A 22,783-nucleotide genomic window follows, 5' to 3' on the forward strand; every position below is an offset into this window, starting at 1 on the left:
GTTCCCGCCCGCCGGGCATGGCCCGGCGCTACCACACCGATCGGGTAGCGCCGGGCCATGCCCGGCGGAGACGGTACAGTGGGCCATGAACTACATCGTGACGACCACGCACCGCAGCGAATTCCCACACCCGATCACCCTGCTCCGCGGCCAGGCGCTGGTGGTAGGCGAGCGCTATGAAGGCCCGGAGGGCTGAGAGGACGGGTTCCTGTGCCAGGCCGAGGGGCAGCAGCCTGGATTCGTGCCGGCACCGGTGATCGGTCGCGATACGCAGGGTGACGCGTTTGCCACCGCGGATTACTGCGCGCGGGAGCTGGATGTGAATCCGGGGCAGAGGCTGCGCGGGCTGCGCACACTGAATGGTTGGGCGTGGTGCATGCCCGAGGCGGGCGAAGCGGGATGGGTGCCGTTGGAGAAGGTGCGGGTTGTGGAGTGATCGCGGGGTTCATCCACGCAGGGCGTGGATGTAGCCGCATTGCAGATCCACGCCATGCGTGGATTCGGTGCCATGCAAGCATGGCACCCACCTGAGCCGGTTGTCAGGCGATGGTTTCCAGCCCACCCATGTACGGGCGCAGCGCTTCCGGCACGGTGATGCTGCCGTCGGCGTTCTGGTAGTTCTCCATCACCGCGATCATCGCGCGGCCGACCGCTACGCCCGAGCCGTTCAGGGTGTGCACCAGCTCGGGCTTGCCGGTGGCCGGATTGCGCCAGCGCGCCTGCATGCGGCGGGCCTGGAAGTCACCACAGTTCGAGCACGAAGAGATCTCGCGGTAGGTTTCCTGCGACGGCAGCCAGACTTCCAGATCGTAGGTTTTCACCGCCGCGAAGCCCATGTCGCCGGTGCACAGCAGCACCTTGCGGTACGGCAGGCCCAGCTTTTCCAGCACGACTTCCGCACAGCGGGTCATGCGCTGGTGCTCGGCCTCGCTGTCTTCCGGCTGGCAGATCGAGACCAGCTCGACCTTCTCGAACTGATGCTGGCGGATCATGCCGCGCACGTCGCGGCCGCCGCTGCCCGCCTCGGCACGGAAGCACATCGAATGCGCGGTCATGCGCAGCGGCAGGCGCTCGGCGTCGATGATCTCGTCGCGCACGATGTTGGTCAGCGGCACTTCCGAGGTGGGGATCAGGTAGCGCGTGGACTCGCCGACGGCCGTCTTGAACAGGTCATCCTCGAACTTCGGCAGCTGGCTGGTGCCGCGCAGCGATTCGGCGTTGACCAGCAGCGGTACGTTGGTTTCCTCGTAGCCGTGTTCGCCCGTGTGCAGATCGACCATGAACTGGGCCAGCGCACGGTGCAGGCGCGCGATCGGGCCGCGCAGCACGGTGAAGCGCGAACCGGACAGCTTGGCGGCGGTTTCGCCATCCAGCCAGCCGTTGCGGGCGCCCAGTTCGACGTGGTCCAGCACCTTGAAATCGAACTGGCGCGGGGTACCCCAGCGCGCCTGCTCGACGTTGTCGTTCTCGTCGGCACCGGCCGGTACGTCGTCGGCCGGAAGGTTCGGAATACCCAGGGAGATTGCTTCGATCTTCTCGCGCAGCTCGTCCAGCGCCACTTCCGAGGCCTTCAGTTCGTCGGCGAAGGCGGCGACCTCGGCCATGATGGCCGAGACGTCCTCGCCCTTGGCCTTGGCCTGGCCGATGGCCTTGGAGCGGCTGTTGCGCAGGCTCTGCAGCTCCTGGGTCCGCACCTGGATGCGCTTGCGATCGGCCTCCAGGGACTCCAGGGCAGACACGTCGAGCTCGAAGCCGCGGCTGGTGCGCAGGCGTTCGGCGAGGTCGGCGGGCTGGTGGCGGAGCAGGGCTGGATCAAGCATGGCAGGTGTCGTGGTGGGTGTCAGGACCGGGATTATCGCCTGTTATGCGGATTTCTGCCGCCCGGTTCATTCGGGCCGTGGCAGAATCGGGCTATTCCGTACTGGTCCGGTCCATGTCTGCACCCCGCTCGTCGTCTGCCAAGTCGTTCACTGTGCATATTCCGCGCAACGCCCTGAAGATCGCCGGCATCGCTTTCGGCGTGGGAGTGCTGCTGTTCGTGGTGGTCTGGCTGACCGGCCGCGACAAGGAATTCTTCCGCGCCGACCCTGCGGCACAGACGCCGCAGGAAACCGCCCAGGTGGAGCCTCTGCCGGAACCCCTGCCGGCGGCAGCCGGGTCCAGCGACATGCCCGACGCCAAGCCGGCGCCGGCACCGGAAGACGCCCCGAAGCTGGTGGAAACCGCTCCGCCCCCGCCGCCTGCAATGGCTGAACCGGCACCCGCTGCGCCCGGCACCGTGCCGGCCGCCGGTGGCGGCAGCCAGCCCATGCCGATCGCGGGCCAATCGCCGCCGCCGGCCTATCCAGCCGCCGCACTGCGTGCCGGCGAAACCGGCAGTGTGGTGGTGCGGGTAGAGGTGGACGCTACGGGCTATCCGAACAACGTCACCGTCATCCAGCGCAGCGGCTCGCGTGACCTGGACCGCGCAGCGACCGACGCGGTGCGCCGCTGGCGCTTCACCCCGGCGCAGAGCAACGGGCAGGCGGTGCCGGGCACCATTGAAGTGCCGTTCGACTTCAAGACGCAGTAACTGAACGCATACCGGAAGGCAAACTGAACCCTCCCGGTTGCGTTGACGCAACACTGACACTTTTCTTCGTGGCCTCGGGCAACACTCGGCACGTCGTCAACCGACGTAAGGAGTTTGCGATGACTGTCACCACCCATGAAGACCTTCATTCGCCGCAGATGCAGCAGGACGGTACGCCGCGCCGGGCCACATCGCCCTGGCTGTGGGTCGCGCTGATCGTGGCGATGTTCGCGGCCGCGCTGCTCTGGCTGCGCTATTCCGGACCGGATGAGGTGGCGCCTGCACCGGTCGGCGAGCGCATGCTGCCAGCCACCGAACAGACGCCTGTTGCCGAAACGGCACCGCCTGCCGCACGACAGGCCACGCCGGCCACGAGCGAGCGCAAGACAGTGCCGGCGGTGCGCAACCGCGAGGCGCGCCCGCTCGCCAGCAACAGCAAGCCGGACTATCCGGCAGCAGCGCTTCGTAACGGTGTGCAGGGCAGCGTGATCGCCAGCCTTGATGTGGATACCCGCGGCAACGTCACCAATGCCGCGATCGTGTCGCGCAGTGGCGAACGCAGCCGTGACCTGGATCGTGCGGTCCTGCGCACGGTCCAGAACTGGAAGTTCCAGCCGGCCATGCAGGATGGCCGTGCCGTGGCCAGTGTGGTGCGGGTCCCAGTGGATTTCCGTACCGAGCAGCGTTGATCGCGGACGAGGGGTTCGTGATGTTCGACGGAGGCTTCGGCCTCCGTCATTTTATGCGGAAAAGCGTGCCAACCAAGGTTGGCACCTACCGCGCAATGCGATCCGCCGGGCGTGGCCCGGCGGTTGCGGTGCAGGTCAGGCCAGGTTGAGTCCGGCGCTGCGTGCCAGGCCGTCGAAGTCGGGGAACGAGGTGGCCACGTTGGCGATGTCGTTGATCCGCACTTCGCCGTCGCTGATCTGGCCGGCAATGGCAAAGGCCATGGCGATGCGATGGTCGCCGTGGCTTTCGATGGTGCCGCTGCCCAGACGCGTGCCGCCATGCAGGGTCGCGCCGTCTTCGGTTTCATCCACCTGCATGCCCAGCGCGCGCAGGCCGGTGGCCATCGCTGCCAGGCGATCCGACTCCTTCACCCGCAGCTCTGCTGCGCCGCTCACCACGGTCTTGCCTTCGGCAGCGGCGGCGGCGACGAACAGGGCCGGAAATTCATCGATCATGTCCGGCACCAGCGCTTCGGGAATGCGCGCGCCCTTCAGCGGCGCGTAGCGCACCACCAGGTCAGCGACCGGCTCGCCGCCCTGCTCGGCTGGATTTTCTTCGGTGATGTCCGCCCCCATCAGCCGCAGTGCATGCAGCAGGCCGGTGCGACGCGGGTTCAGGCCCACCTGCTTCAGGCGCAGCTCGGAGCCGGGAATGATGCTGGCGGCCACCAGGAAGAACGCTGCCGAGGAAAAATCGGCAGGCACCGCGATGTTGGTGGCACGCAGGCGCTGGCCACCGTGCAGGCGCGCCTTGCCCGGCGAGAACTCGATCTGCACGCCGAACGCGGACAGCATGCGCTCGGTGTAGTCGCGGGTGGGGTGCGGTTCGACGACGCTGGTTTCGCCCTGTGCGTACAGGCCTGCCAGCAGCACGGCCGACTTGATCTGCGCGCTGGCCACCGGCGAGGTGAACGCGATGCCGTGCAGTGCCTGGCCACCATGCACGTGCAGCGGCGGCGTGCCATCGTCCTGGGTATCGATCTTCGCCCCCATCTGCGACAGCGGGCCGGTGACACGGCGCATCGGCCGGCCGGACAGCGATTCGTCGCCGATCAGGGTGCAGTCGAACGACTGCCCGGCCAGCAGGCCCGCCAGCAGGCGCATGCCGGTGCCGGCGTTGCCGCAGTCCAGCGCTGCGCTGGGCGCCTGCAGGCCATCGATGCCGACGCCGTGGACGATGCGCTGCGACGGGCTGGGGGTTTCGATGCGCACGCCCAGCTGGCTGAAGATGCGCGCGGTGGCGCGGGTGTCTTCGCCTTCCAGGAAACCCTCGATGTGAGAGGTGCCGTCAGCCAGCGCGGCAAACATCACCGAACGGTGCGAAACCGACTTGTCGCCGGGAATGGTGAGGCTGCCCTGCAGCGGCTGGCCCTTGCGGGCGATCCAGTGTTGCGCGTTGCTCATCGTTCGATCATTCCGTAGACGCCGGTGGGCCGGCGGTGCATCAAGGGGCGGTGGCCGCGGCCACCGCGGCAGGCATCAGGGCACGGCCACCGGATAGGAGCCGAGGACCTTGATCTGCGCCGAGTGTGCTTCCAGCTCGGCCAGCGCGGCCTGCATCGGCGCGTCGTCGATGTGGCCGGCCAGGTCGATGAAGAAGCCGTACTCCCACTTGCCGTGGTGCGAAGGCCGCGACTCGATGCGGTTCATGCTGATGCCGTGGCGTGCGAACGGACTGAGCACGTCGAACAGCGCACCCGGCTTGTCATGGATGAAGACCAGCACCGAGGTGCGGTCATGGCCGGAGGTCGGGAAGATGTTGCGGCCCACCACCAGGAAACGGGTGGTGTTGTCGGCATCGTTCTGGATCGGCTTGGTCACCACCTTCTTCAGGCCGTACACGTGGCCGGCACTTTCGCCACCGATGGCCGCCGCATCGTCGGCGTTGCGCGCGCGGCGTGCGCCTTCGGCGTTGCTGGAGACCGGAATCTTCTCGGCCTTGGGCAGATTGGCGCGCATCCACGCCGAGGTCTGCATGAACGACTGCGGGTGGCCGTAGACGCGTTCGATGTCCTCGATGCGGCCGCTGCGCGACATCAGGTACTGCTGCACGCGCAGTTCCACTTCGCCGCAGATCTTCAGGTTGGAGGTCAGGAACATGTCCAGGGTGATCTGGATGGTGCCCTGCCCCGAGTTCTCCACCGGCACCACGCCGAAATCGGCGTTGCCCGCTTCCACTTCCTGGAAGACTTCTTCGATGCTGGCCAACGGCAGGCCCAGCGCCGAGCGACCGAAATGCTTGAGCACGGCCTGCTGGCTGAAGGTGCCTTCCGGGCCGAGGTAGCCGATCTTCAATGGCTCCTGCTGGGCCAGGCAGGCCGACATGATCTCGCGATAGACGTGCACCAGCACTTCATCGCTGAGCGGGCCTTCGTTGCGGTCCACCACCATGCGCAGCACCTGTGCTTCACGCTCGGGGCGGTAGTAATCGACGGCGGCGGCAAGCTTGCCCTTGGCCTTGCCGACCTGGTGGGCGAACTGCGCGCGCTCGGCGATCAGGCGCTGGATGTCGCGGTCGATCTGGTCGATCTTCGAACGCACGTCGGCCAGTGCCAGCGGCGCCTGGGTGGGTGCCGGCGTCGATGCAGCCCTGGCCTTGGACGTGCCCTTGGACGCAGCGCTGTCCTTGGCCGGTGCAGCCTGCTTCGGCGCCTTCTTGCTGGATTTGCTTGCCATCGGAATTCCCTGTTGCGTGGGCACGCACCCGACGGTGCGCGCCGTTCATTGCTCAGCCGTAGCGCTGCTGGAAGTCGGCCATGAAGGCGACCAGCGCCTCCGCACCCGCCAGCGGCATGGCGTTGTACAGCGAAGCACGGATGCCGCCGACCACCTTGTGACCCTTCAGCGCCAGCAGGCCGGCGGCCTTGGCCTCGGCGACGAAACGCGCATCGAGGTCGGCGTTGGGCAGGAAGAACGGAATGTTCATCCGCGAGCGCGCCGCGTGCGCGACTTCATTGCGGTAGAAGCCGCCGGACGCATCGATGGCGCCGTACACCAGCGCGGCCTTGGCCGCATTGCGCCGGGCGAACTCGGCCACGCCGCCTTCAGCCAGCATCCACTTGAACACCAGCCCCGCCAGGTACCAGTTCCAGGTGGGCGGGGTGTTGAGCATCGAGTCGCGCGCCACGTGCGAGCGGTAGTCGAAGATGTCCGCGCGCGGCTGGCCACTGCGCTCCAGCAGGTCGCGACGGATGATCATCACCGCGATGCCGACCGGGCCCAGGTTCTTCTGCGCGCCCGCGTAGATGACGCCGTAGCGGCGCACATCCAGCGGTTCGCTGGCGATGGACGAACTGAAATCGGCCACCAGCGGCACATCGCCGGTATCGGGCACGTCACGGAACTCGACGCCGTGGATGGTCTCGTTGGCGGTGATGTGCACATAGGCCGCATCGGGCGAAAGCTGCCAGCTGCTGCGCGCGGGCAGCTCGCGGTAGCCCCCGTCCTCGCTGCTGGCAGCGATGTTGACGTCCACATAGGGGCCGGCCTGCTTGACCGCCGTCCTGCCCCAGTGGCCGCTGACCACGTAGTCGGCACGCTGGCCGGGGCTTGCGAAATTCAGCGGGATCAACGCCTGCTGGGTGGTGGCGCCGCCGGACAGGAACAGCACGGCGTAGTCCTCGGGAATGTCGAGCAGGCGGCGCAGGTCCGCCTCGGCCTCGGCGGCGACGGACATGAATTCCGCACCGCGATGGCTCATTTCCACGATCGAGGCGCCGGTACCGTGCCAGTCCAGCATTTCCGCCTGCGCCTGGCGCAGGACCGATTCCGGCAAGGTTGCAGGGCCGGCACTGAAGTTGAACGCGCGCGTCATGTCACACCTGTGGGGCAAGATCCCTAGTATGCCGCAGTGCACCAGCCTTGCGGCCTTGCGCGGCAAGGGAAATTTGGTTTCATCGGAATCCATCGCCCGCGGCACTGCACCGGCAGTCGCCGACCTGGGCCGGCGCCTGCCCGAAGCACGGAGACGACAGGCTCAGCGCGCGCCGAACCAGAGCAGCAGGCTGAGCAGCGCAGCCAGCAGCAGTGCGCTGACCAGCAGCCACGGCCAGCGGCGGACCCGGCGCGGAGGAAGGGGCTCGGCGGGCGCCCGTTCGGCCTCGTGGCTGGACTCATCCTCGGCCGCCAGCGGCCGCCGGCGCGGATCACGCGGCACTTCCAGCACGAAACGGTGCTGGCCATCGAATACCACCTGGTCGCCCGGCTGCAGCCAGCAGTGGCGCACGGCCACGCCGTTGACGCAGGTGCCATCGGCGCTGCCCAGGTCACGCAGCAGGACGCGATCGCCGTGCACTTCCACGCGCGCGTGCTGTTCGGCGAACGCCGGATCGTCGATGGCGATGTCGGCCTCGGTGCCGCGGCCGATCACGCGGGCGCGCGACAAGGTGAAACTGCGGCCATGGTGCAGGCCACCGACGCCCCGCAGCAGGCGCTGCTCGTCGCCGGCATCTTCGCCGTCCGGTGACGGCGCCTGCAGCAGGCTCTCGGCTTCGCCCCGCAGGACCATTTCCACGCCATCGACATACACCGCATCGCCGGCGCGCAGCAGCGCCATGCGCCGTACCGGACGGCCGTTGACATGGATGCCGCGGATGCCGTTGCCGACCTGGAGCCAGAGGCCGCGATCATCCATGCAGAACTGCGCCAGCAGCAACGCGCCGTTGCCTGCTTCGCCCAGCCGCACGCTGCCGTTGGCATGGCGCACGATGCGTTGCACCCCGGGCCGCAGCGGCTGGTCGGGCTGTTGTTGTTGACTGAAGTGAACAAGCAGGTTCTGCACGCGGCGCAGCCTAGCAGGTTGGCCGGCATCGAAGAAGAACCCCGGATGAGCGCTTGGCGCGGACGCGATCGATGCGCACAATGCTCGCCCTCTCTGATCACCCCGCCCTGCGCCAGGAGCCTGCATGTCCACCATCGATGTCCGCCACGCCCACGCCCTGCCCGACGCACAGGCGCGCGAGGCGATCGAACAGGTTGCCGCCAAGCTGGCCGAGCGCTTTGGCCTGAAGTCCTCGTGGAGCGCCGATGTGCTGAATTTCTCCGGCAGCGGCGTGGACGGCGCGATCGAGCTGCAACCGGGCGCCGTGCGGGTGACCGCCAAGCTCGGCTTCCTGCTGTCGGCAATGAAAGGCATGGTCGAAAGCGAAATCCAGCGCGTGCTGAAGGAAAAGCTGGGCTGAACCACGACAGCGGCCGTCACGGCCCTGCAACGGCGGCGCGCGCTACTCTCGGGGCAGGTCCAACTCCCACGGGAAGTGCGATGAACCGCTACGAAAACGACGACCGCCGCGACGACGACGCCACCTTTGGTGAACAGGCCGGACGCTTCTCACGCAAGCTGAGCGATTCGGCCCAGCAGGTCTGGCTGGCCGGACTGGGGGCGCTGGGCCGGGCACAGGCCGAAGGCAGCCGTTTCTTCGATGGACTGGTGAAGGAAGGCGAGGCCTGGGAGGCCCGCCGCCGTGAGCGCGCCAGCGAGCAGGGCCCGGGATGGCGCGACAACGTCGAGTCCTCGCTGGATGAGGCGCGCGAGAAGGCCTCGGGCACCTGGAACAAGGTCGAAAAGGCCTTCGACGACCAGGTGCAGGGCGTGCTCAGGCGCCTGCATGTGCCCACCGCCGACGAGCTCACCGCGCTGGAGGCACGCCTGGACGCCCTGCATGCGCGCCTGGCCAAGCTGGAGACGCGGGCGGCCTCGGGCAGCGATGCGCCGGCCCCGGGCAGCCACCAGTCGCCGGGCAGCGTGCCCTGACGATGGATTGTTGCAATGCAATAAAATTTGCCTGACAATCGCGAGCAACCCGCCAATCGCTTCGCCTGCCGTTTGTTCCCTCCCCTCACGGCTTCAGGATTGGCGGGTTTTTCGTGCCTGCGGAACGCCGATCTGAGCGTTCCATCACGCTTGCTGTGGGGAACGTCCTGACCCTGCCAGGCAGTGCGCGCTTTACACTGTCTGCTTCCGTTTTCGCCCCTTCCGCGCTCTCCCTGCATGCTTCCCTGGATTCTGGCCCTGCTGTCGGCCCTGCTTATCTGTTCCCTGGCCGTCGTTCACCTGTGGTGGATCAAGCGGCGGCAGAAGGAGATGCAACTGGGCCTGCAGGCCTTGGCCGGCATGCACTGGCGGGAGTTCTCCGCGCTGGTCAAGCGGATGCTGCGCGAGCAGCGCGGCCTGCGCGAACTGGAGGTTCCTGCCGAGGATGCCCGCGAGCCCAGCAGCGATTTCCTGCTCAGCGATGGCCCCAATACCTGGCGGGTGTCCTGCAAGCATGGCCTGGCCTATCGCATCGGTACCGCTGCGGTGAACGAACTGGGCGCGGCAGCGCGGCTGGCCGGGGCCAAGGGCGGCGTGCTGATCACCGAAGGCCGGATCCAGCGCGATGGCCGTAGTGCCGCCGAGCTGCAGGCCGTGGAGGTGCTGGACGGCCCGCGCCTGTGGCCATTGCTGCAGCCCTATCTGCCGGCCGACATCGATGCGCGCGTGCGCGCCACTGCACGCCACGAGGCCCTGCGTCGCATCGCCATTGCCGCGTTGGCCTCGGTAACCGTCGGCCTGCTGGTCGGCCTCGGCCTGCAGGGCCTGCACCTGGCGTCACCGGCGCCGCAGGCGGTGACCGCCCCTGCCTCCGCCGACATCGCCGCCGCGGCGCCTGCCGCTGTCTCCCAGGCGCCCGCACCGGCAGCGGCAGCGCCTGCTGCTGCCGTTTCCACGCCGGCAGACGATGGCCACAGCGACCCCAACCCGGATATGGCGACCCTTGACCGTTACCAGGCGGATCTGGCCCGGGCGCTGGCTGGCCAGCCCGGCATTGCCAGCGGCGTCTGGCTGACCCGGCAGACCCTGGCGATCAACCGCACCGGCGAACTTGACGATGTGTGGCCGCGCGTCTGCACACAGGTCCTGCGCTACCCCGCGCTGCGCACGGTGCGCGTGCAGCTCAATGCCCGCCCCGGCGTGGATGAGCCGGTGCGCTGGCGGCAGTGCGCGACGTATTGATCTGAACGCGCGGAAGCGTGCGCGCTAGCGCGCGCCGGGCGCGAAGCGGGCCACCAGATCCCAGGCATCGCCGAGGAACACCTGGCGCACGCGGGTGATGGGCTGTTCGCCCCGCCAGGTCAGGCGTTCGATCACCAGGCAGGCGGTGCCCGGCTTCACGTCCAGCAGGCGGGCAGACGCCGTGTCCGCACCCCACGCGCTGATGCGGTGCTGCGCCCGGGTCCAGGACACGTTCTGCAGCAGCCAGCTGCCCGGCGCGGTGGTGCTGAAGTCCACCTCCAGCACCTCCGGTACACCCACCGGGCTGATCAACCGGTGCTCCAGCGCCAGCGGGCGGCCGTCGGCAAGATGCAGGCAGCGCATCGCCAGCAGCATTTCACTGCCGGCCAGCTCCACTTCACCGGCATTGCCGGCGTCGGCCAGGCGCAGCTCGCGCTGCAGCAGCCGGTACCCGTACTGGTGGCCACGCGAGCCGACCTCCATCGCGATGTCCGGAATCTCCAGCGCCACCTGTTCCAGATGCGGTGGCTGCCGGGCGACGAACGAACCGGCCCGGCGGCGACGCTCGATCATGCCGCTCTCGGCCAGCGCGGTCAGCACCTTGTTGACGGTCATCCGCGAGCAGCCGTACTGCTCCATCAGTTCGTGCTCATAGGGGATGCGGAAACCCGGCGCCCACTCTCCGCTGAGAATGCGGCTTTCCAGGTCGCTGCGGATGCGCTGGTTGAGCGTGGCGGACTTGCTGGCCTTCACGTGACAGGTCTCGATGGCGGGAAGCGATCAGCCCAGCACGCCGCGCAGGGCGGTAGCGAAGGCGGTGGTGATCGCCTCGCGCTGGAGGTGGCGGCCTTCGGCCACGCATTGGCGGCCATTGCGCCAGACCGATCGCAGCGCGCCATTACGTGCGGCGAACACCCAGCTGTCAAGCCATGCGTCATCCCGTCGCGCCTGCAGCGCGGGGTGTGCGGCGTCCAGTTCGAGCAGGTCGGCACTGGCCCCGACCTGCAGACCTGCGGCCACGCCCAACGCCTGTGCGCCGCCGTGCAGCGCGCCCTCGAACAGGAATCTGCCGCTGCTGCGGCTGGCATCGGCAGCCAGCACGTTGCGCCCGCGCAGCGCCAGGCGTTGGCCGTATTCGAGCAGGCGCAGTTCCTCGGCCGCATCGATCAGCACGTTGGAATCGGACCCCACGCCGAAGCGCCCGCCTTCGCGTGCGAACGCCTGCATCGGGAACAGGCCATCGCCCAGATTGGCTTCGGTGATCGGGCACAGGCCGGCGACGGCCCGGCTGGCGACGATGGAGGCGCGCTCGTCATCGGATATGTGGGTGGCGTGCACCAGGCACCAGCGCGCGTCCACCTCGGCGTGCGCGTACAGCCACTGCACGGGACGCTGTCCACTCCACGCCAGGCAGGCGTCGACTTCGCGCACCTGCTCGGCGATGTGGATGTGCACCGGGCCCTCGCTCAACGGCAGCAGTGCTGCCAGTTCATCGCCGGTGACGGCCCGCAGACTGTGCGGGGCGATGCCCAGCACCGCATCGGGCAACGCAGCCAGCGCAGCACGGGCACCCTCCAGCAGCCGCGCAAAACCGTCCACGTCGTGAATCAGCCGACGCTGGGCCGGGTTCGGCGCTGCACCACCGAAATCGGCGTGGGCATAGAACACCGGCAGCAGGGTCAGGCCGATGCCGGTCTGTGCCGCGGCTGCGGCAATACGTGCACTCATCTCGGCCCGGTCGGCGTAGGGCCGCCCCTCCGCATCGTGGTGCAGGTAATGGAACTCGCCGACACGGGTGAAGCCGCTTTCCAGCATCTCCATGTATGCCTGGGCAGCGATGGCCTGCACTGCGTCCGGGCGCAGGCGGGCAAGGAAGCGGTACATCAGTTCGCGCCAGCTCCAGAAGCTGTCGCCGTCGCCGCCCCCGATCTCGGTCAGGCCGGCCATGCCGCGCTGGAACGCATGGCTGTGCAGGTTCGGCAGGCCCGGCACCAGGATGCCGACCCGGGCATCCCCATCCTGCGCGGGCTGCCCCACGTCGATCGCGGCGATGCGCCCCGCCTGCACCTGCAGGCGGACATCGCGGGCCCAGCCATCGGCGAGCAGCGCGTGCGCGGCATGGAAACAGGACGGGGAACGCGAATCGGACATGGCTGGACAACCCGAAATGGACACCTATATTGTATAGACATATAAGCACAGCCGCAGTGTGGATGCCATGCATGTCGATATCCTCTGGTCCAACGTCCATCTGATCACCCTCGACGGTGAGGGCCTGGGTGTCCTCCGTGACGGCGTGCTGGCCTGCGCGGGCGGCCGCATCGTCCACGTCGGCCCAGCCGGCAGCGATGCCCATCTGCAGCCGACCACCCGCATCGACGGCGAAGGCCGCTGGGTCTCGCCCGGCCTGATCGACTGCCACACCCACCTGGTCTACGCCGGCAACCGCGCCAACGAATTCGAGCAGCGCCTGCAGGGTGTGAGCTATGCCGACATCGCCCGCGCGGGCGGCGGCATTGTCTCCACCGTGCGCGCCACCCGCGCCGCAACGCCAGCCCAGCTTGCCGCCGAGAGCCGTCCTCGCCTGCTGGCGATGCGCGCCGAGGGCGTGACCACGATCGAGATCAAGTCCGGCTACGGCCTGACCCTGGACGACGAGCGCAAGCAGCTGCAGGTCGCACGCGCGCTGGGCGAGGAATGCCGGGTGAATGTGGTGCCGACCTTCCTGGGCGCCCATGCGGTTCCCCCGGGCCGCCAGGCGCAGGAGTACATCGACGAGGTCTGCGACGTGATGATTCCGGCCATCGCGGCCGAGAGCCTGGCCGAAGCCGTGGACGTGTTCTGCGAGAACATCGCATTCTCCCCTGCGCAGGCGCGGCAGGTGTTCGACGCCGCACGCGCGAACGGACTGGCGGTGAAGATCCATGCCGAGCAGTTGAGCAACCAGCACGGCGCAGAGCTTGCCGCCGGCTTCGGCGCGCTGTCGGCCGATCACATCGAACATCTGGATGACGCCGGCATCGCCGCGATGGCGGCGGCCGGCACCGTTGCCGTGCTGCTGCCGGGCGCGTTCTATTTCACCCGCGATACCACCCCGCCGCCGATTGCCGCGCTGCGTGCAGCGGGTGTGCCGCTGGCACTGGCCACCGACAGCAACCCGGGCACCTCGCCGCTGACCAGCCCGCTGCTGGCGATGAACATGGGCGCGACCCTGTTCCGCCTGACGGTGGACGAGTGCATCGCCGGCTTCACCCGCGAAGCAGCGCGTGCGCTGGGCCATGGCGACCGCATCGGGCGCCTGGCCGTGGGCATGGACTGCGACCTGGCGATCTGGGACATCGACGCGCCCGCCGACCTGGTCTACCGCATTGGATTCAACCCGCTGCACGCGCGCGTGGTGCGCGGTCAGCCCGACCTGCCTGCCTCCTGGAGCAACACATGAGCAACACCCTGGTTCTTCGCCCCGGCCATGTCACCCTCGCCCAGTGGCGACAGGTCTATCGCGGTGCGCCGCTTGCGCTGGATCCGGCGGCGCTGCCGGTGGTACGCGCCAGTGCCGCCGCCGTGGCGGCCATCGTCGCCAAGGGTGCGCCGGTGTACGGCATCAATACCGGCTTCGGCAAGCTGGCCAGCGTGCGCATCGAGCGCGAAGACCTGGCCACGCTGCAGCGGAACATTGTTCTTTCGCACGCCGCAGGCGTGGGTGAGCCGATGCCCGCCAGCGTGGTGCGGCTGATGATGGCGCTGAAGCTGGTCAGCCTGGCCCAGGGGGCTTCCGGTGTGCGCGAGGAGACGCTGCTGCTGCTGGAGGCGATGCTGGTCAAGGGCGTGTTGCCGGTGGTGCCGGCGCAGGGCTCGGTCGGCGCATCGGGTGACCTCGCACCGCTTTCGCACCTGGCCAGCGTGATGCTGGGCGTGGGCGAAGCCTTCATCGGCGATGAGCGGCTGCCGGCCCGGGACGCACTGGCGCGGGCCGGCCTGCAGCCGGTTGAACTGGGCGCAAAGGAAGGCCTGGCCCTGCTCAATGGCACCCAGTTCTCCACCGCCTATGCACTGGCCGGCCTGTTCGAAATCGAGACCGTGTTCCAGGCCGCGCTGGTCACCGGCGCACTGTCGGTGGAAGCGGCAAAGGGATCGGATACACCGTTCGATCCGCGCATCCATGCCATTCGTGGCCAGCGCGGACAGATCGCCACGGCCGCCACGCTGCGCACGCTGATGCAGGACTCGGGCATCCGTGAATCGCATCGCGACAACGACGTGCGGGTGCAGGATCCGTATTGCCTGCGCTGCCAGCCGCAGGTGATGGGTGCGGCACTGGACATCCTGCGCCAGGCCGCCACCACGCTGGAAATCGAAGCCAACGGCGTGTCCGACAATCCGCTGGTGTTCACCGACACCGGCGAGGCGCTGTCCGGCGGCAACTTCCACGCCGAGCCGGTGGCCTTCGCGGCCGACATGCTGGCGATGGCGGTGTGCGAGATCGGTTCGATCAGCGAACGCCGCCTGGCCATGCTGGTGGATCCGGCACTGTCCGGCCTGCCGGCTTTCCTGACCCCGCGCCCCGGCCTGAATTCCGGCTTCATGATTCCGCAGGTGACCGCCGCCGCGCTGGTGTCCGAGAACAAGCAGCGGGCCTATCCGGCCAGTGTGGATTCGATCCCGACCTCGGCCAACCAGGAAGACCACGTGTCCATGGCCGCGCACGGTGCGCGCCGGCTGATGCAGATGGCCGAGAACGCGGCCAATGTGATCGGCATCGAACTGCTCGCCGCCGCACAGGGCTGTGACTTCCATGCGCCGCTGCGCTCCAGCGCTGCACTGGAGAACGTACGCGCCACCCTGCGCGCGCAGGTGCCGACCCTGCAGGACGACCGCTACTTCCACCCGGACATGGTGGTTGCCACCTCGCTCGTGCGCAGCGGCGCGCTGGCACGGGGCCTGGAAGCTGTCCTTCCGACCGTGGAGCCGCAGGCATGAATGCCCACCCCGAATGGCTGACGGTGCACGAGGGCGATGCCCCGCTGATCGTCAGCTTCCCGCATACCGGCAGCGAGCTGCCGCACGATCTGATCGGCGACTATCACTCGCCGTGGCTGGCGCGTCGCGACGCCGACTGGTGGGTGCACGAACTGTACGACTTCGCACGCGGCATGGGCGCGACCACCGTGCGGTCGGCGATCTCGCGTTCGGTGATCGATCTCAACCGCGATCCCAGCGGGGTATCGCTGTACCCGGGCCAGAACACCACCGGCCTGTGCCCGCTGACCACCTTCGACAACCAGCCGCTGTACCAGGCCGGGCGCGAGCCGGACGAAGCGGAGATCGCGCGCCGTCGGGACACCTATTTCGCGCCTTACCATGACGCGCTGGCCGCGCAGATCGCGCGGCTGCGCGCACGTCACGGCACCGTGGTGGTGTATGACGCGCACTCGATCCGCTCGCACATTCCACACCTGTTCGACGGTGAACTGCCGCAGTTCAATCTCGGCACCGCCGGTCCGTCCGGCGCACCGGATACCTCCTGCGACAACGCACTGAGCGACGTGGTGGAGAACCTGCTGAAGATCAGCGGCATGAGCCAGGTGCGCAACGGCCGCTTCAAGGGCGGCTGGATCACCCGCCACTACAGCAACGTGGCCGGCGGCGTGCACAGCCTGCAGATGGAGCTGGCCTGCCGCGGCTACATGCACGAACCCCTGCCGGACCAGGTGGACGAGCACAGCTGGCCCACCCCGCTCGATCCCGACCACGCCGCACCGCTGCGCCACACCCTGGCGCAGGTGCTCAATGCCTGCCTTGAATTTGCTACGAACCGGAGCGCCGCATGACCCGCAACGACCCGTCCCGCACCCTTGCCGCACCGACCGGCACCACGCTCAACGCCAAGAGCTGGCTGACCGAAGCACCGCTGCGCATGCTGATGAACAACCTGCATCCGGACGTGGCCGAACGGCCGCAGGAACTGGTGGTGTACGGCGGCATCGGCCGCGCCGCGCGCGACTGGGAGAGCTTCGATGCCATCGTCGAAACGCTCAAGCGCCTGGACGATGACCAGACCCTGCTGGTGCAGTCGGGCAAGCCGGTGGGCGTGTTCCGCACGCATGCCGATGCGCCGCGCGTGCTGATCGCCAACTCCAACCTGGTGCCGCGCTGGGCCAACTGGGACCACTTCAACGAGCTGGATAAGAAGGGCCTGGCCATGTACGGCCAGATGACCGCCGGCAGCTGGATCTACATCGGCGCCCAGGGCATCGTGCAGGGCACCTACGAGACGTTCGTGGAAATGGGCCGCCAGCACTTCGGCGGCGATCTCACCGGCAAGTGGTTGTTCACCGGCGGCCTGGGCGGCATGGGCGGCGCGCAGCCGCTGGCGGCAGTGATGGCGGGTGCCTCCTGCCTGGCGGTCGAGTGCCGCAGGAGCAGCATCGACATGCGCCTGCGCACCGGCTACCTGGACACCTGGACCGACAACCTGGACGAAGCCCTGCGCCTGATCGATGAAGCCTGCAAGGCGGGCACGCCGAAATCGGTGGGCCTGCTCGGCAACGTTGCCGATGTGCTGGCCGAACTGCTCAAGCGCGGCGTGAAGCCGGACCTGCTGACCGACCAGACCTCCGCGCACGACCCGGTGAACGGCTACCTGCCGCAGGGCTGGACCGTCGAACAATGGGACGAGAAGCGGGTTTCCGCACCGAAGGAAGTGGAAAAGGCCGCGCGCGCCTCGATGGCCAACCATATCCGCGCCATGCTCGGCTTCCACGCACTGGGCGTGCCGACCGTCGATTACGGCAATAACCTGCGGCAGATGGCGCTGGAAGAAGGCGTGGCCAATGCCTTCGATTTCCCCGGCTTCGTCCCGGCCTACATCCGTCCGCTGTTCTGCCGCGGCATCGGCCCGTTCCGCTGGGCCGCGCTGAGTGGCGATCCGGAAGACATCGCCAAGACCGATGCCAAGGTGAAGGAGCTGATTCCGGACAACCCGCACCTGCACCGCTGGCTGGACATGGCCGCCGAGAAGATCAAGTTCCAGGGTCTGCCGGCGCGCATCTGCTGGGTGGGCCTGGGTGACCGCGATCGGCTGGGGCTGGCCTTCAACGAAATGGTCGCCAACGGTGAGCTGAAGGCGCCGGTGGTGATCGGCCGCGACCACCTGGACAGCGGCAGCGTCGCTTCGCCGAACCGCGAAACCGAAGCCATGGCCGACGGCTCCGACGCAGTCTCCGACTGGCCGCTGCTGAACGCGCTGCTCAACACCGCGAGCGGTGCGACCTGGGTATCGCTGCACCACGGCGGCGGCGTCGGCATGGGCTTCTCGCAGCACGCCGGCATGGTCATCGTCTGCGATGGCACCGAGGCGGCCGCCAAGCGCATCGGTCGTGTGCTGTGGAACGACCCGGCCACCGGCGTGATGCGCCACGCCGATGCCGGCTATGAGATTGCCCTGGAGTGCGCGAAGGAAAAGGGGCTGGACCTGCCGGGCATTCTGAGCTGATCGTGACCCGGGTGTCGCCGGGCATGGCCCGGCGCTACCTGCACGGTACCTGCGACGCCGGGCATGGTCCGGCGCCATGCGCTTGACCCCGCCCCCGCCGCTGACCAAGATGCGCCATCGCCACTGACGGATCATCGCGATGTACCGCGCCCTTGCCGCGCTCTTCTGTGCCTTGACCGTTGCCCTGCCTGCTCTGGCGGGGGATGTTCGCAACGATCTGCCGACCCGGATGGATGCGCAGTTGCAGGCCAACCGCGAACGCTATGGCATCGCCGGCCAGGCGGTACTGGTCGCACACAACGGCCAGGTGCTGTACCAGGGCGCCAGCGGTGAACGTGATCCCGCTACCCATTCACCGGCCACCGTCGATACCATCTTCGCCGCGCAGTCTATGGCCAAGCTGCTGACCAGCACGCTGGTGATGCAGCTGGTCGATGAGGGCAAGGTGGATCTGGATGCACCCGCCAGCCGCTACGTGCCGGACTTGCCCGCAGCATGGCAGGCGATCCGTGTGCGTGATTTCCTCAACCACAGCTCTGGTATCGGCGAGTACTACGAGCGGGTGGACAACCGCTGGGTGAGCAAGGGCTACACCGGTGTGGCGCCAGATCTTGCCGCTGCACTGAAGGTGGCCGGCGCGGCACCGATGCAGTTCGCCACCGGAAGCCGCGTGCAGTACACGCAGGCCAACTATCTGGTGCTGACCGCATTGCTGCAAACGCATTACGGCAGGCCCTACCCGGCGATCGCCCGCGAACGCATCCTGCAGCCGTTGAAGATGGCCAGCACCTCGTGGGGTGTCGCCAGCGTGCCAGCCCTGCGCGCGGCCGTGCCGTACATCGGCAAGGATGGGCAGCTGCAGCCGGCCAACGAAGATCCGTGGCCGGACTACGGCTGGGGCCATGCCGACCTGCAGACCAGCGTGGGCGACATGAACCGTTTCCTGCAGGCGCTGGCCACCGGCAAGCTGCTGCGTACGGCAACACTGGAAAAGCTCTGGCAGCCGCAGAGGCTGACCGAGGGCCGCAGCAATTTCTTCTCCACCGGCTGGGATACCACGCGCAGCGATGGCTACACCCAGGTCGGTCATGATGGTGGCACCCGCGTGCGCGCGCGGCTGGCGTACAAGGGCACCCTGGCCAGCGGCTACTGGCTGTTCGTGTATCTCACCAACGGCAGCGCCCGCAACGTCTGGTCGAGCACCCTGGTGGAGAGCACGATGGCCGTCGCCGCACCCAAGGTGTTTCCGCACGCTGCGCTGTCCGAACGCCTGATTGCCTATGCGTTGGACGATGACGCAGGGGCTGCACAGGCAATGCGGGCCTGGCTGCGCGACGACCACGGCGTCACTGGCAGCGAGCTGGAACGTGCGATCAACAGCGATGGCTACGCCATCTTCGCGAACCTCGGTGCGCGCAGCGCGTTGAAGGTATTCGCCCTCAACACCGAGCTGTATCCGGATTCGGCCAATGTGTGGGACAGCCTGGCCGAGTGTCATGCGGCATTGGGTGAGAAGGATGTCGCAGAGCGGCTGTATGCGAAGTCGAAGGCGCTGGCGAAACCGTCTTTGTAGAGCCGAGCCGATGCTCGGCTCCGTAAAAAAAGCAGCCGAGCATGGGCTCGGCTCTACAGGTGCACCAGCCCCATACGCCGGTGATGGGTGACGTGGCGCCGTCGACCTGTTAACTTGCGCGCCACTTTCGTGGTTTACAGCATTTCCGCATGTCGCTCGCGCCTTACTGCCCTACCCCGTCGCTGCTGTTCCTGGCCGTCTCGTTTGGCCTGGCCTCGACCGCCCAGGCCGCCCCGCAGGCCACCACCCTTGATGCCGTGCAGGTCACTGCGGCCGATGCCAGCGCACAGGCACGCGAAGCGCTGAAGCGCGTACCCGGCGCCGGCAACGTCATCGACGTGGCCAAGGCCGACAGCCGGCTGTCCAGCAATGCCGATGTGCTGGCCTACCAACCGGGCATCAGCGCGCAGTCGCCGGGCAATGAGGGCACCAAGATCTCGATCCGGGGCTCGGGCATCAACCGGGGCCCCGGCGCGCATGCCTCAGGCATTGCGGTGTCGATCGACGGCCTGCCACTGACCGGCCCGGGTGGCACGCCTTACGAACTGCTGGAACCCCTCTGGCTGTCGCGCGTGGAAGTCCTGCGCGGCGCCAACGGCTTCGAGCGCGGCGCGCTGGCGCTGGGCGGTGCCATCGACTATGTAAGCCGCAGCGGCCGTGATTCGGCCGGCGTGCAGCTGCACTACGAAGCGGGCAGCCGTGGCTACCAGAAACGCGGCATCAGCTGGGGCGGTGTCAACGGAGATCTCGATTACTTCCTGGCCTACACCGATACCGAGTTCGATGGTTATCAGCGCCATGCGCGCGGTGACGGCAAGGGCGCGATGGCCAACCTCGGCTGGCAGATCACGCCCGACCTGCAGACGCGTTTCTTCGTTCGCTACCGCGAAACCAATCACGAAACGCCCGGTCGCTTGACCCGCGATCAGATCCGCAACGATCCGCATGCGGCGAACGGGGCCAACCTGGCCATCGGTGCGCGCCGCCCGCAGCCGGGCAGTACCTGGGTCGGTAATGTCACCACGCTGCAGATCGACGAGGATTCTTCGCTGCAGGCCGGGCTGGTCTATCACACGTATCCGATGGACTTGAACGAGAGCCTGTACCGCCAGCAGCTGGATTACGCCAACCTCAACGCCACGCTGGACTACCACCACCGCCACCGGCTGTTCGGCCTGGACAGCCAAACCACGATCGGTCTGCGCGTCACCCACGATCTGGACGCCGATGTGCGCGAGTCGCTGCGCTTTGCCAGCAACGGCTATGCCGCCGGTACGCGCACGCGTGACTTCCGCCACCACGGCACCGACAGCACACTGCACGTCAGCAATACCCTCGCCTTCAATGACCGCCTGCGCATGCAGACCGGGCTGGCGTTGATCAACACCCGCCGCGATGTGCAGGTGACCTGGCCGAGCAGTGGCGGCCGCCTGCGCGACCACGACTGGGACTACGCACCGCGACTGGGCTTGACCTGGCAGCACAGCGCGCAGACCCAGTGGTTCGGCAACCTCAGCCGCTCGGTGGAAGCGCCGCATCCATGGTCGATGATCTGGGGCTCGAACCAATACTTCGGGCCGGGCAACGGACCGTCCAGCGGGCGCCAGCGCGCGCCGGTGCCGATGCAGAACCAGACCGCCACCACGCTGGAACTGGGCGCGCGCGGTAACGCGGCGCTGGGTCGCTGGGAACTGACCGGCTACTACGCGCACGTGAACCACGAGCTGCTGAGCGTGGAGTTGCAACCGGTGCCGAACCTGTTCATCGCAGAAAACAACGCCAGCCCCACCGTTCACCGCGGCATCGAAGCCGGTTTGGACAGCACGCTGTGGCAGGCCGCGCCGGGGCGTCTGTCGTTGCGCCAAGCGTACACCTTCAGTGATTTCCGTTACCGCCACGACGCGCGCTTCGGCAGCAACCGCCTGCCGGGCCTGCCGCGCCACAGCTACCAGGCCGAGCTGCGCTTCGATCATGCCTCCGGCCTGTACGCCGCGCTGAACACCGAATACGCCTCGCGCATCGCGGTGGACTACGCCAACAGCTACTGGGCCGACAGCCACGTGATCTTCGGCAGCCGCATCGGCTACGACGCACCCGGTGGGCGCTGGCAGGCGTGGGCGGAGATGCGCAACCTCGGTAACCGCCACTACGCGGCCACGGTCACGCCGGGCTACGACGACGCCGGCAAGGATGTCGCCCGCTCCACGCCTGGCGAAGGCCGGGGCATCTATGCAGGCGTGCGCTGGCGTTTCGATTGATCGCCCCGGGCGGCGCCGGGTGTGATCCGGCGTCGTCGTTTCAGCCACTTCGACGACGTACCCGGCAGCGTCCCACCGCGCGAACCATCGCTGGCGTGAGCTGCTGCGTGCGCTTGTGCTTGTCAGCGTGCGGGCGCCGAAAGACCTGGCTGCGTCACTCCGGCCGCGCCTTGGTCACCGCTTCGATGCGATGGCCATCGGGGTCGACCACGAACGCCGCGTAGTAGAAGTCTCCGTAATCGGGGCGCGGCCCGGGCGCACCGTTGTCAGCGCCCCCGTTGGCCACGGCGGCTGCGTGGAAGGCATCCACGGCCGCTGCCGAGTCCGCGGCAAACGCTACGTGGAAACCGGGACCCGGCGCTGCGGCGTCATCACGCAGCTTCAGGCACAGCGCATCCTCATCATCGACCACCCCATAACCGATCGCGGTCTCGTCCTCGAAGACCCGACGAAACCCAAGCGTGGCGAGTGCGGCATCGTAAAAGCGGCCTGCGGCATCGAGGTCACGGACGCCGAGGGAGAGGTGGTGCAACATGGGGACGTCCTTGCCGGGCACGCAGCAGCGCGTTCGCGTTGATTCTAGCGCGCAGGTGGCGCGACAGCCCTGAGCAGCTGCGCGGCGACCTGGTCAAACGGAGCGATATCCTGCAGCGCGCGGCACATCGCCACCGCGCCTTCCACGCTGGCAATCACCAGGCTGGCCAGCTCACCCGCAGCGGCTGGCGCATGTCCTTCGGCGACGAGCGCCGTGGCGAGATGATCGTGCCAGCGCACGAACACCTCGGCAGCTGCCGCGCGGGGCTGGCTCGGCACTGCGTCCATCGGCTCCTCAACGGCAGCGGCCAGCACCGGGCAACCCGCGCGGAACCCGGAGCGCAGCAGGCGCTCGCGCCACATCGCCAGGAACTGCTGCAGGCCCTGCACTGCGCCGCCCTTCAGCAGCGCCACCAGCAGCGCTTCCACCTTGTCGCCGGCCATAAGCGTGGCGCGCGCCAGCAGCTCCTGCTTGCCGCCGGGAAAGTGATGGTAGGTGGAACCCAGCGGCGCGTCGGCCAGCTTGGTCACTTCACGGATGCTGGTTGCGTTCAGCCCGACCCGAGCCAGCATCTGCGCGGCGGCATCGATCACGCGCTGGGGAGCGTCGGACGTTCGCGGACTCATGG

General features: G+C 68.0%; 20 protein-coding genes and 1 pseudogene. 12 read left to right on the forward strand and 9 right to left on the reverse strand.

What is annotated here, in order from left to right; genetic code table 11:
- Positions 1-85 precede the first annotated feature (85 nt).
- Positions 86-436: pseudogene (locus ACX9OW_RS08070) on the forward strand (ligand-binding protein SH3).
- Between the two features lie 103 nt (positions 437-539).
- Here the strand turns inward: ACX9OW_RS08070 and serS are convergent.
- Entirely contained in the window at positions 540-1,820 is a 1,281-nt protein-coding gene (serS, locus tag ACX9OW_RS08075) for a serine--tRNA ligase (RefSeq protein WP_346475633.1), read from the reverse strand.
- A 113-nt stretch (positions 1,821-1,933) separates the two neighbouring features.
- On the opposite strand from serS, the gene ACX9OW_RS08080 reads away from it, so the two are divergent.
- On the forward strand, positions 1,934-2,572 hold the full coding sequence (locus tag ACX9OW_RS08080; RefSeq protein WP_180876858.1) for an energy transducer TonB: 639 nt from the start codon (positions 1,934-1,936) through the stop codon (positions 2,570-2,572).
- Positions 2,573-2,691: 119 nt separating this feature from the next.
- Complete coding sequence (locus ACX9OW_RS08085) at positions 2,692-3,261, forward strand: energy transducer TonB (protein ID WP_197571562.1); 570 nt, start codon at positions 2,692-2,694, stop codon at positions 3,259-3,261.
- Between the two features lie 135 nt (positions 3,262-3,396).
- On the opposite strand, the gene aroA is transcribed toward ACX9OW_RS08085, so the two are convergent.
- The 4 genes from aroA to ACX9OW_RS08105 form a co-directional block, all read right to left on the reverse strand.
- Positions 3,397-4,704, reverse strand: coding sequence for a 3-phosphoshikimate 1-carboxyvinyltransferase (gene aroA, locus ACX9OW_RS08090; RefSeq protein ID WP_459062157.1), 1,308 nt, complete (start codon positions 4,702-4,704; stop codon positions 3,397-3,399).
- 75 nt (positions 4,705-4,779) lie between these two features.
- Positions 4,780-5,976: a prephenate dehydratase gene (pheA, locus tag ACX9OW_RS08095; protein WP_053515513.1), complete on the reverse strand. Its 1,197-nt coding sequence runs from the start codon at positions 5,974-5,976 to the stop codon at positions 4,780-4,782.
- A 52-nt stretch (positions 5,977-6,028) separates the two neighbouring features.
- Entirely contained in the window at positions 6,029-7,114 is a 1,086-nt protein-coding gene (gene serC, locus ACX9OW_RS08100; protein WP_065176023.1) for a 3-phosphoserine/phosphohydroxythreonine transaminase, read from the reverse strand.
- Positions 7,115-7,276: 162 nt separating this feature from the next.
- Positions 7,277-8,080 carry an FHA domain-containing protein gene (locus ACX9OW_RS08105; RefSeq protein ID WP_065176024.1) on the reverse strand — a complete coding sequence of 268 codons (804 nt, stop codon included), beginning with the start codon at positions 8,078-8,080 and terminating at the stop codon, positions 7,277-7,279.
- Positions 8,081-8,204: 124 nt separating this feature from the next.
- Between ACX9OW_RS08105 and ACX9OW_RS08110 the strand changes: the two genes are divergently transcribed.
- The 3 genes from ACX9OW_RS08110 to ACX9OW_RS08120 all read left to right on the forward strand — a co-directional run bounded on the left by ACX9OW_RS08110 (position 8,205) and on the right by ACX9OW_RS08120 (position 10,294).
- Entirely contained in the window at positions 8,205-8,480 is a 276-nt protein-coding gene (locus ACX9OW_RS08110) for a polyhydroxyalkanoic acid system family protein (protein ID WP_053515509.1), read from the forward strand.
- A gap of 80 nt (positions 8,481-8,560) precedes the next feature.
- Positions 8,561-9,052 (forward strand): phasin family protein, encoded by a 492-nt coding sequence (locus ACX9OW_RS08115; RefSeq protein ID WP_180876863.1) that lies wholly within the window; start codon positions 8,561-8,563, stop codon positions 9,050-9,052.
- A 237-nt stretch (positions 9,053-9,289) separates the two neighbouring features.
- Complete coding sequence (locus tag ACX9OW_RS08120; RefSeq protein WP_053515506.1) at positions 9,290-10,294, forward strand: restriction endonuclease; 1,005 nt, start codon at positions 9,290-9,292, stop codon at positions 10,292-10,294.
- Between the two features lie 24 nt (positions 10,295-10,318).
- Here ACX9OW_RS08120 and hutC read toward each other — a convergent pair whose 3' ends face one another.
- Complete coding sequence (gene hutC, locus ACX9OW_RS08125; protein WP_053515504.1) at positions 10,319-11,047, reverse strand: histidine utilization repressor; 729 nt, start codon at positions 11,045-11,047, stop codon at positions 10,319-10,321.
- A 27-nt stretch (positions 11,048-11,074) separates the two neighbouring features.
- Positions 11,075-12,445, reverse strand: a complete 1,371-nt coding sequence (locus tag ACX9OW_RS08130; RefSeq protein WP_459062158.1) for a formimidoylglutamate deiminase — start codon at positions 12,443-12,445, stop codon at positions 11,075-11,077.
- 67 nt (positions 12,446-12,512) lie between these two features.
- Between ACX9OW_RS08130 and hutI the strand changes: the two genes are divergently transcribed.
- From hutI to ACX9OW_RS08160, 6 genes are all read left to right on the forward strand, one after another.
- Positions 12,513-13,736: an imidazolonepropionase gene (gene hutI, locus ACX9OW_RS08135; RefSeq protein WP_065176027.1), complete on the forward strand. Its 1,224-nt coding sequence runs from the start codon at positions 12,513-12,515 to the stop codon at positions 13,734-13,736.
- Entirely contained in the window at positions 13,733-15,274 is a 1,542-nt protein-coding gene (gene hutH / locus ACX9OW_RS08140) for a histidine ammonia-lyase (protein WP_053515500.1), read from the forward strand. Before hutI ends, hutH begins: the two co-directional genes overlap by 4 nt.
- Positions 15,271-16,125, forward strand: a complete 855-nt coding sequence (hutG, locus tag ACX9OW_RS08145) for an N-formylglutamate deformylase (RefSeq protein ID WP_459062159.1) — start codon at positions 15,271-15,273, stop codon at positions 16,123-16,125. The genes hutH and hutG overlap by 4 nt, the downstream gene beginning before the upstream one ends.
- Entirely contained in the window at positions 16,122-17,789 is a 1,668-nt protein-coding gene (gene hutU, locus ACX9OW_RS08150; protein WP_065176029.1) for a urocanate hydratase, read from the forward strand. Before hutG ends, hutU begins: the two co-directional genes overlap by 4 nt.
- A gap of 139 nt (positions 17,790-17,928) precedes the next feature.
- On the forward strand, positions 17,929-19,362 hold the full coding sequence (locus tag ACX9OW_RS08155; RefSeq protein WP_459062160.1) for a serine hydrolase domain-containing protein: 1,434 nt from the start codon (positions 17,929-17,931) through the stop codon (positions 19,360-19,362).
- A gap of 149 nt (positions 19,363-19,511) precedes the next feature.
- Positions 19,512-21,620, forward strand: a complete 2,109-nt coding sequence (locus ACX9OW_RS08160; protein WP_459062161.1) for a TonB-dependent receptor family protein — start codon at positions 19,512-19,514, stop codon at positions 21,618-21,620.
- 154 nt (positions 21,621-21,774) lie between these two features.
- Here the strand turns inward: ACX9OW_RS08160 and ACX9OW_RS08165 are convergent, their stop codons facing one another.
- A complete protein-coding gene (locus tag ACX9OW_RS08165; RefSeq protein WP_065182888.1) occupies positions 21,775-22,155 on the reverse strand; it encodes a VOC family protein in 381 nt (126 codons plus the stop codon).
- A gap of 44 nt (positions 22,156-22,199) precedes the next feature.
- Complete coding sequence (locus ACX9OW_RS08170; protein WP_128987783.1) at positions 22,200-22,781, reverse strand: TetR/AcrR family transcriptional regulator; 582 nt, start codon at positions 22,779-22,781, stop codon at positions 22,200-22,202.
- Positions 22,782-22,783 lie beyond the last annotated feature (2 nt).

The organism is Stenotrophomonas genospecies 5 (assembly GCF_054473825.1).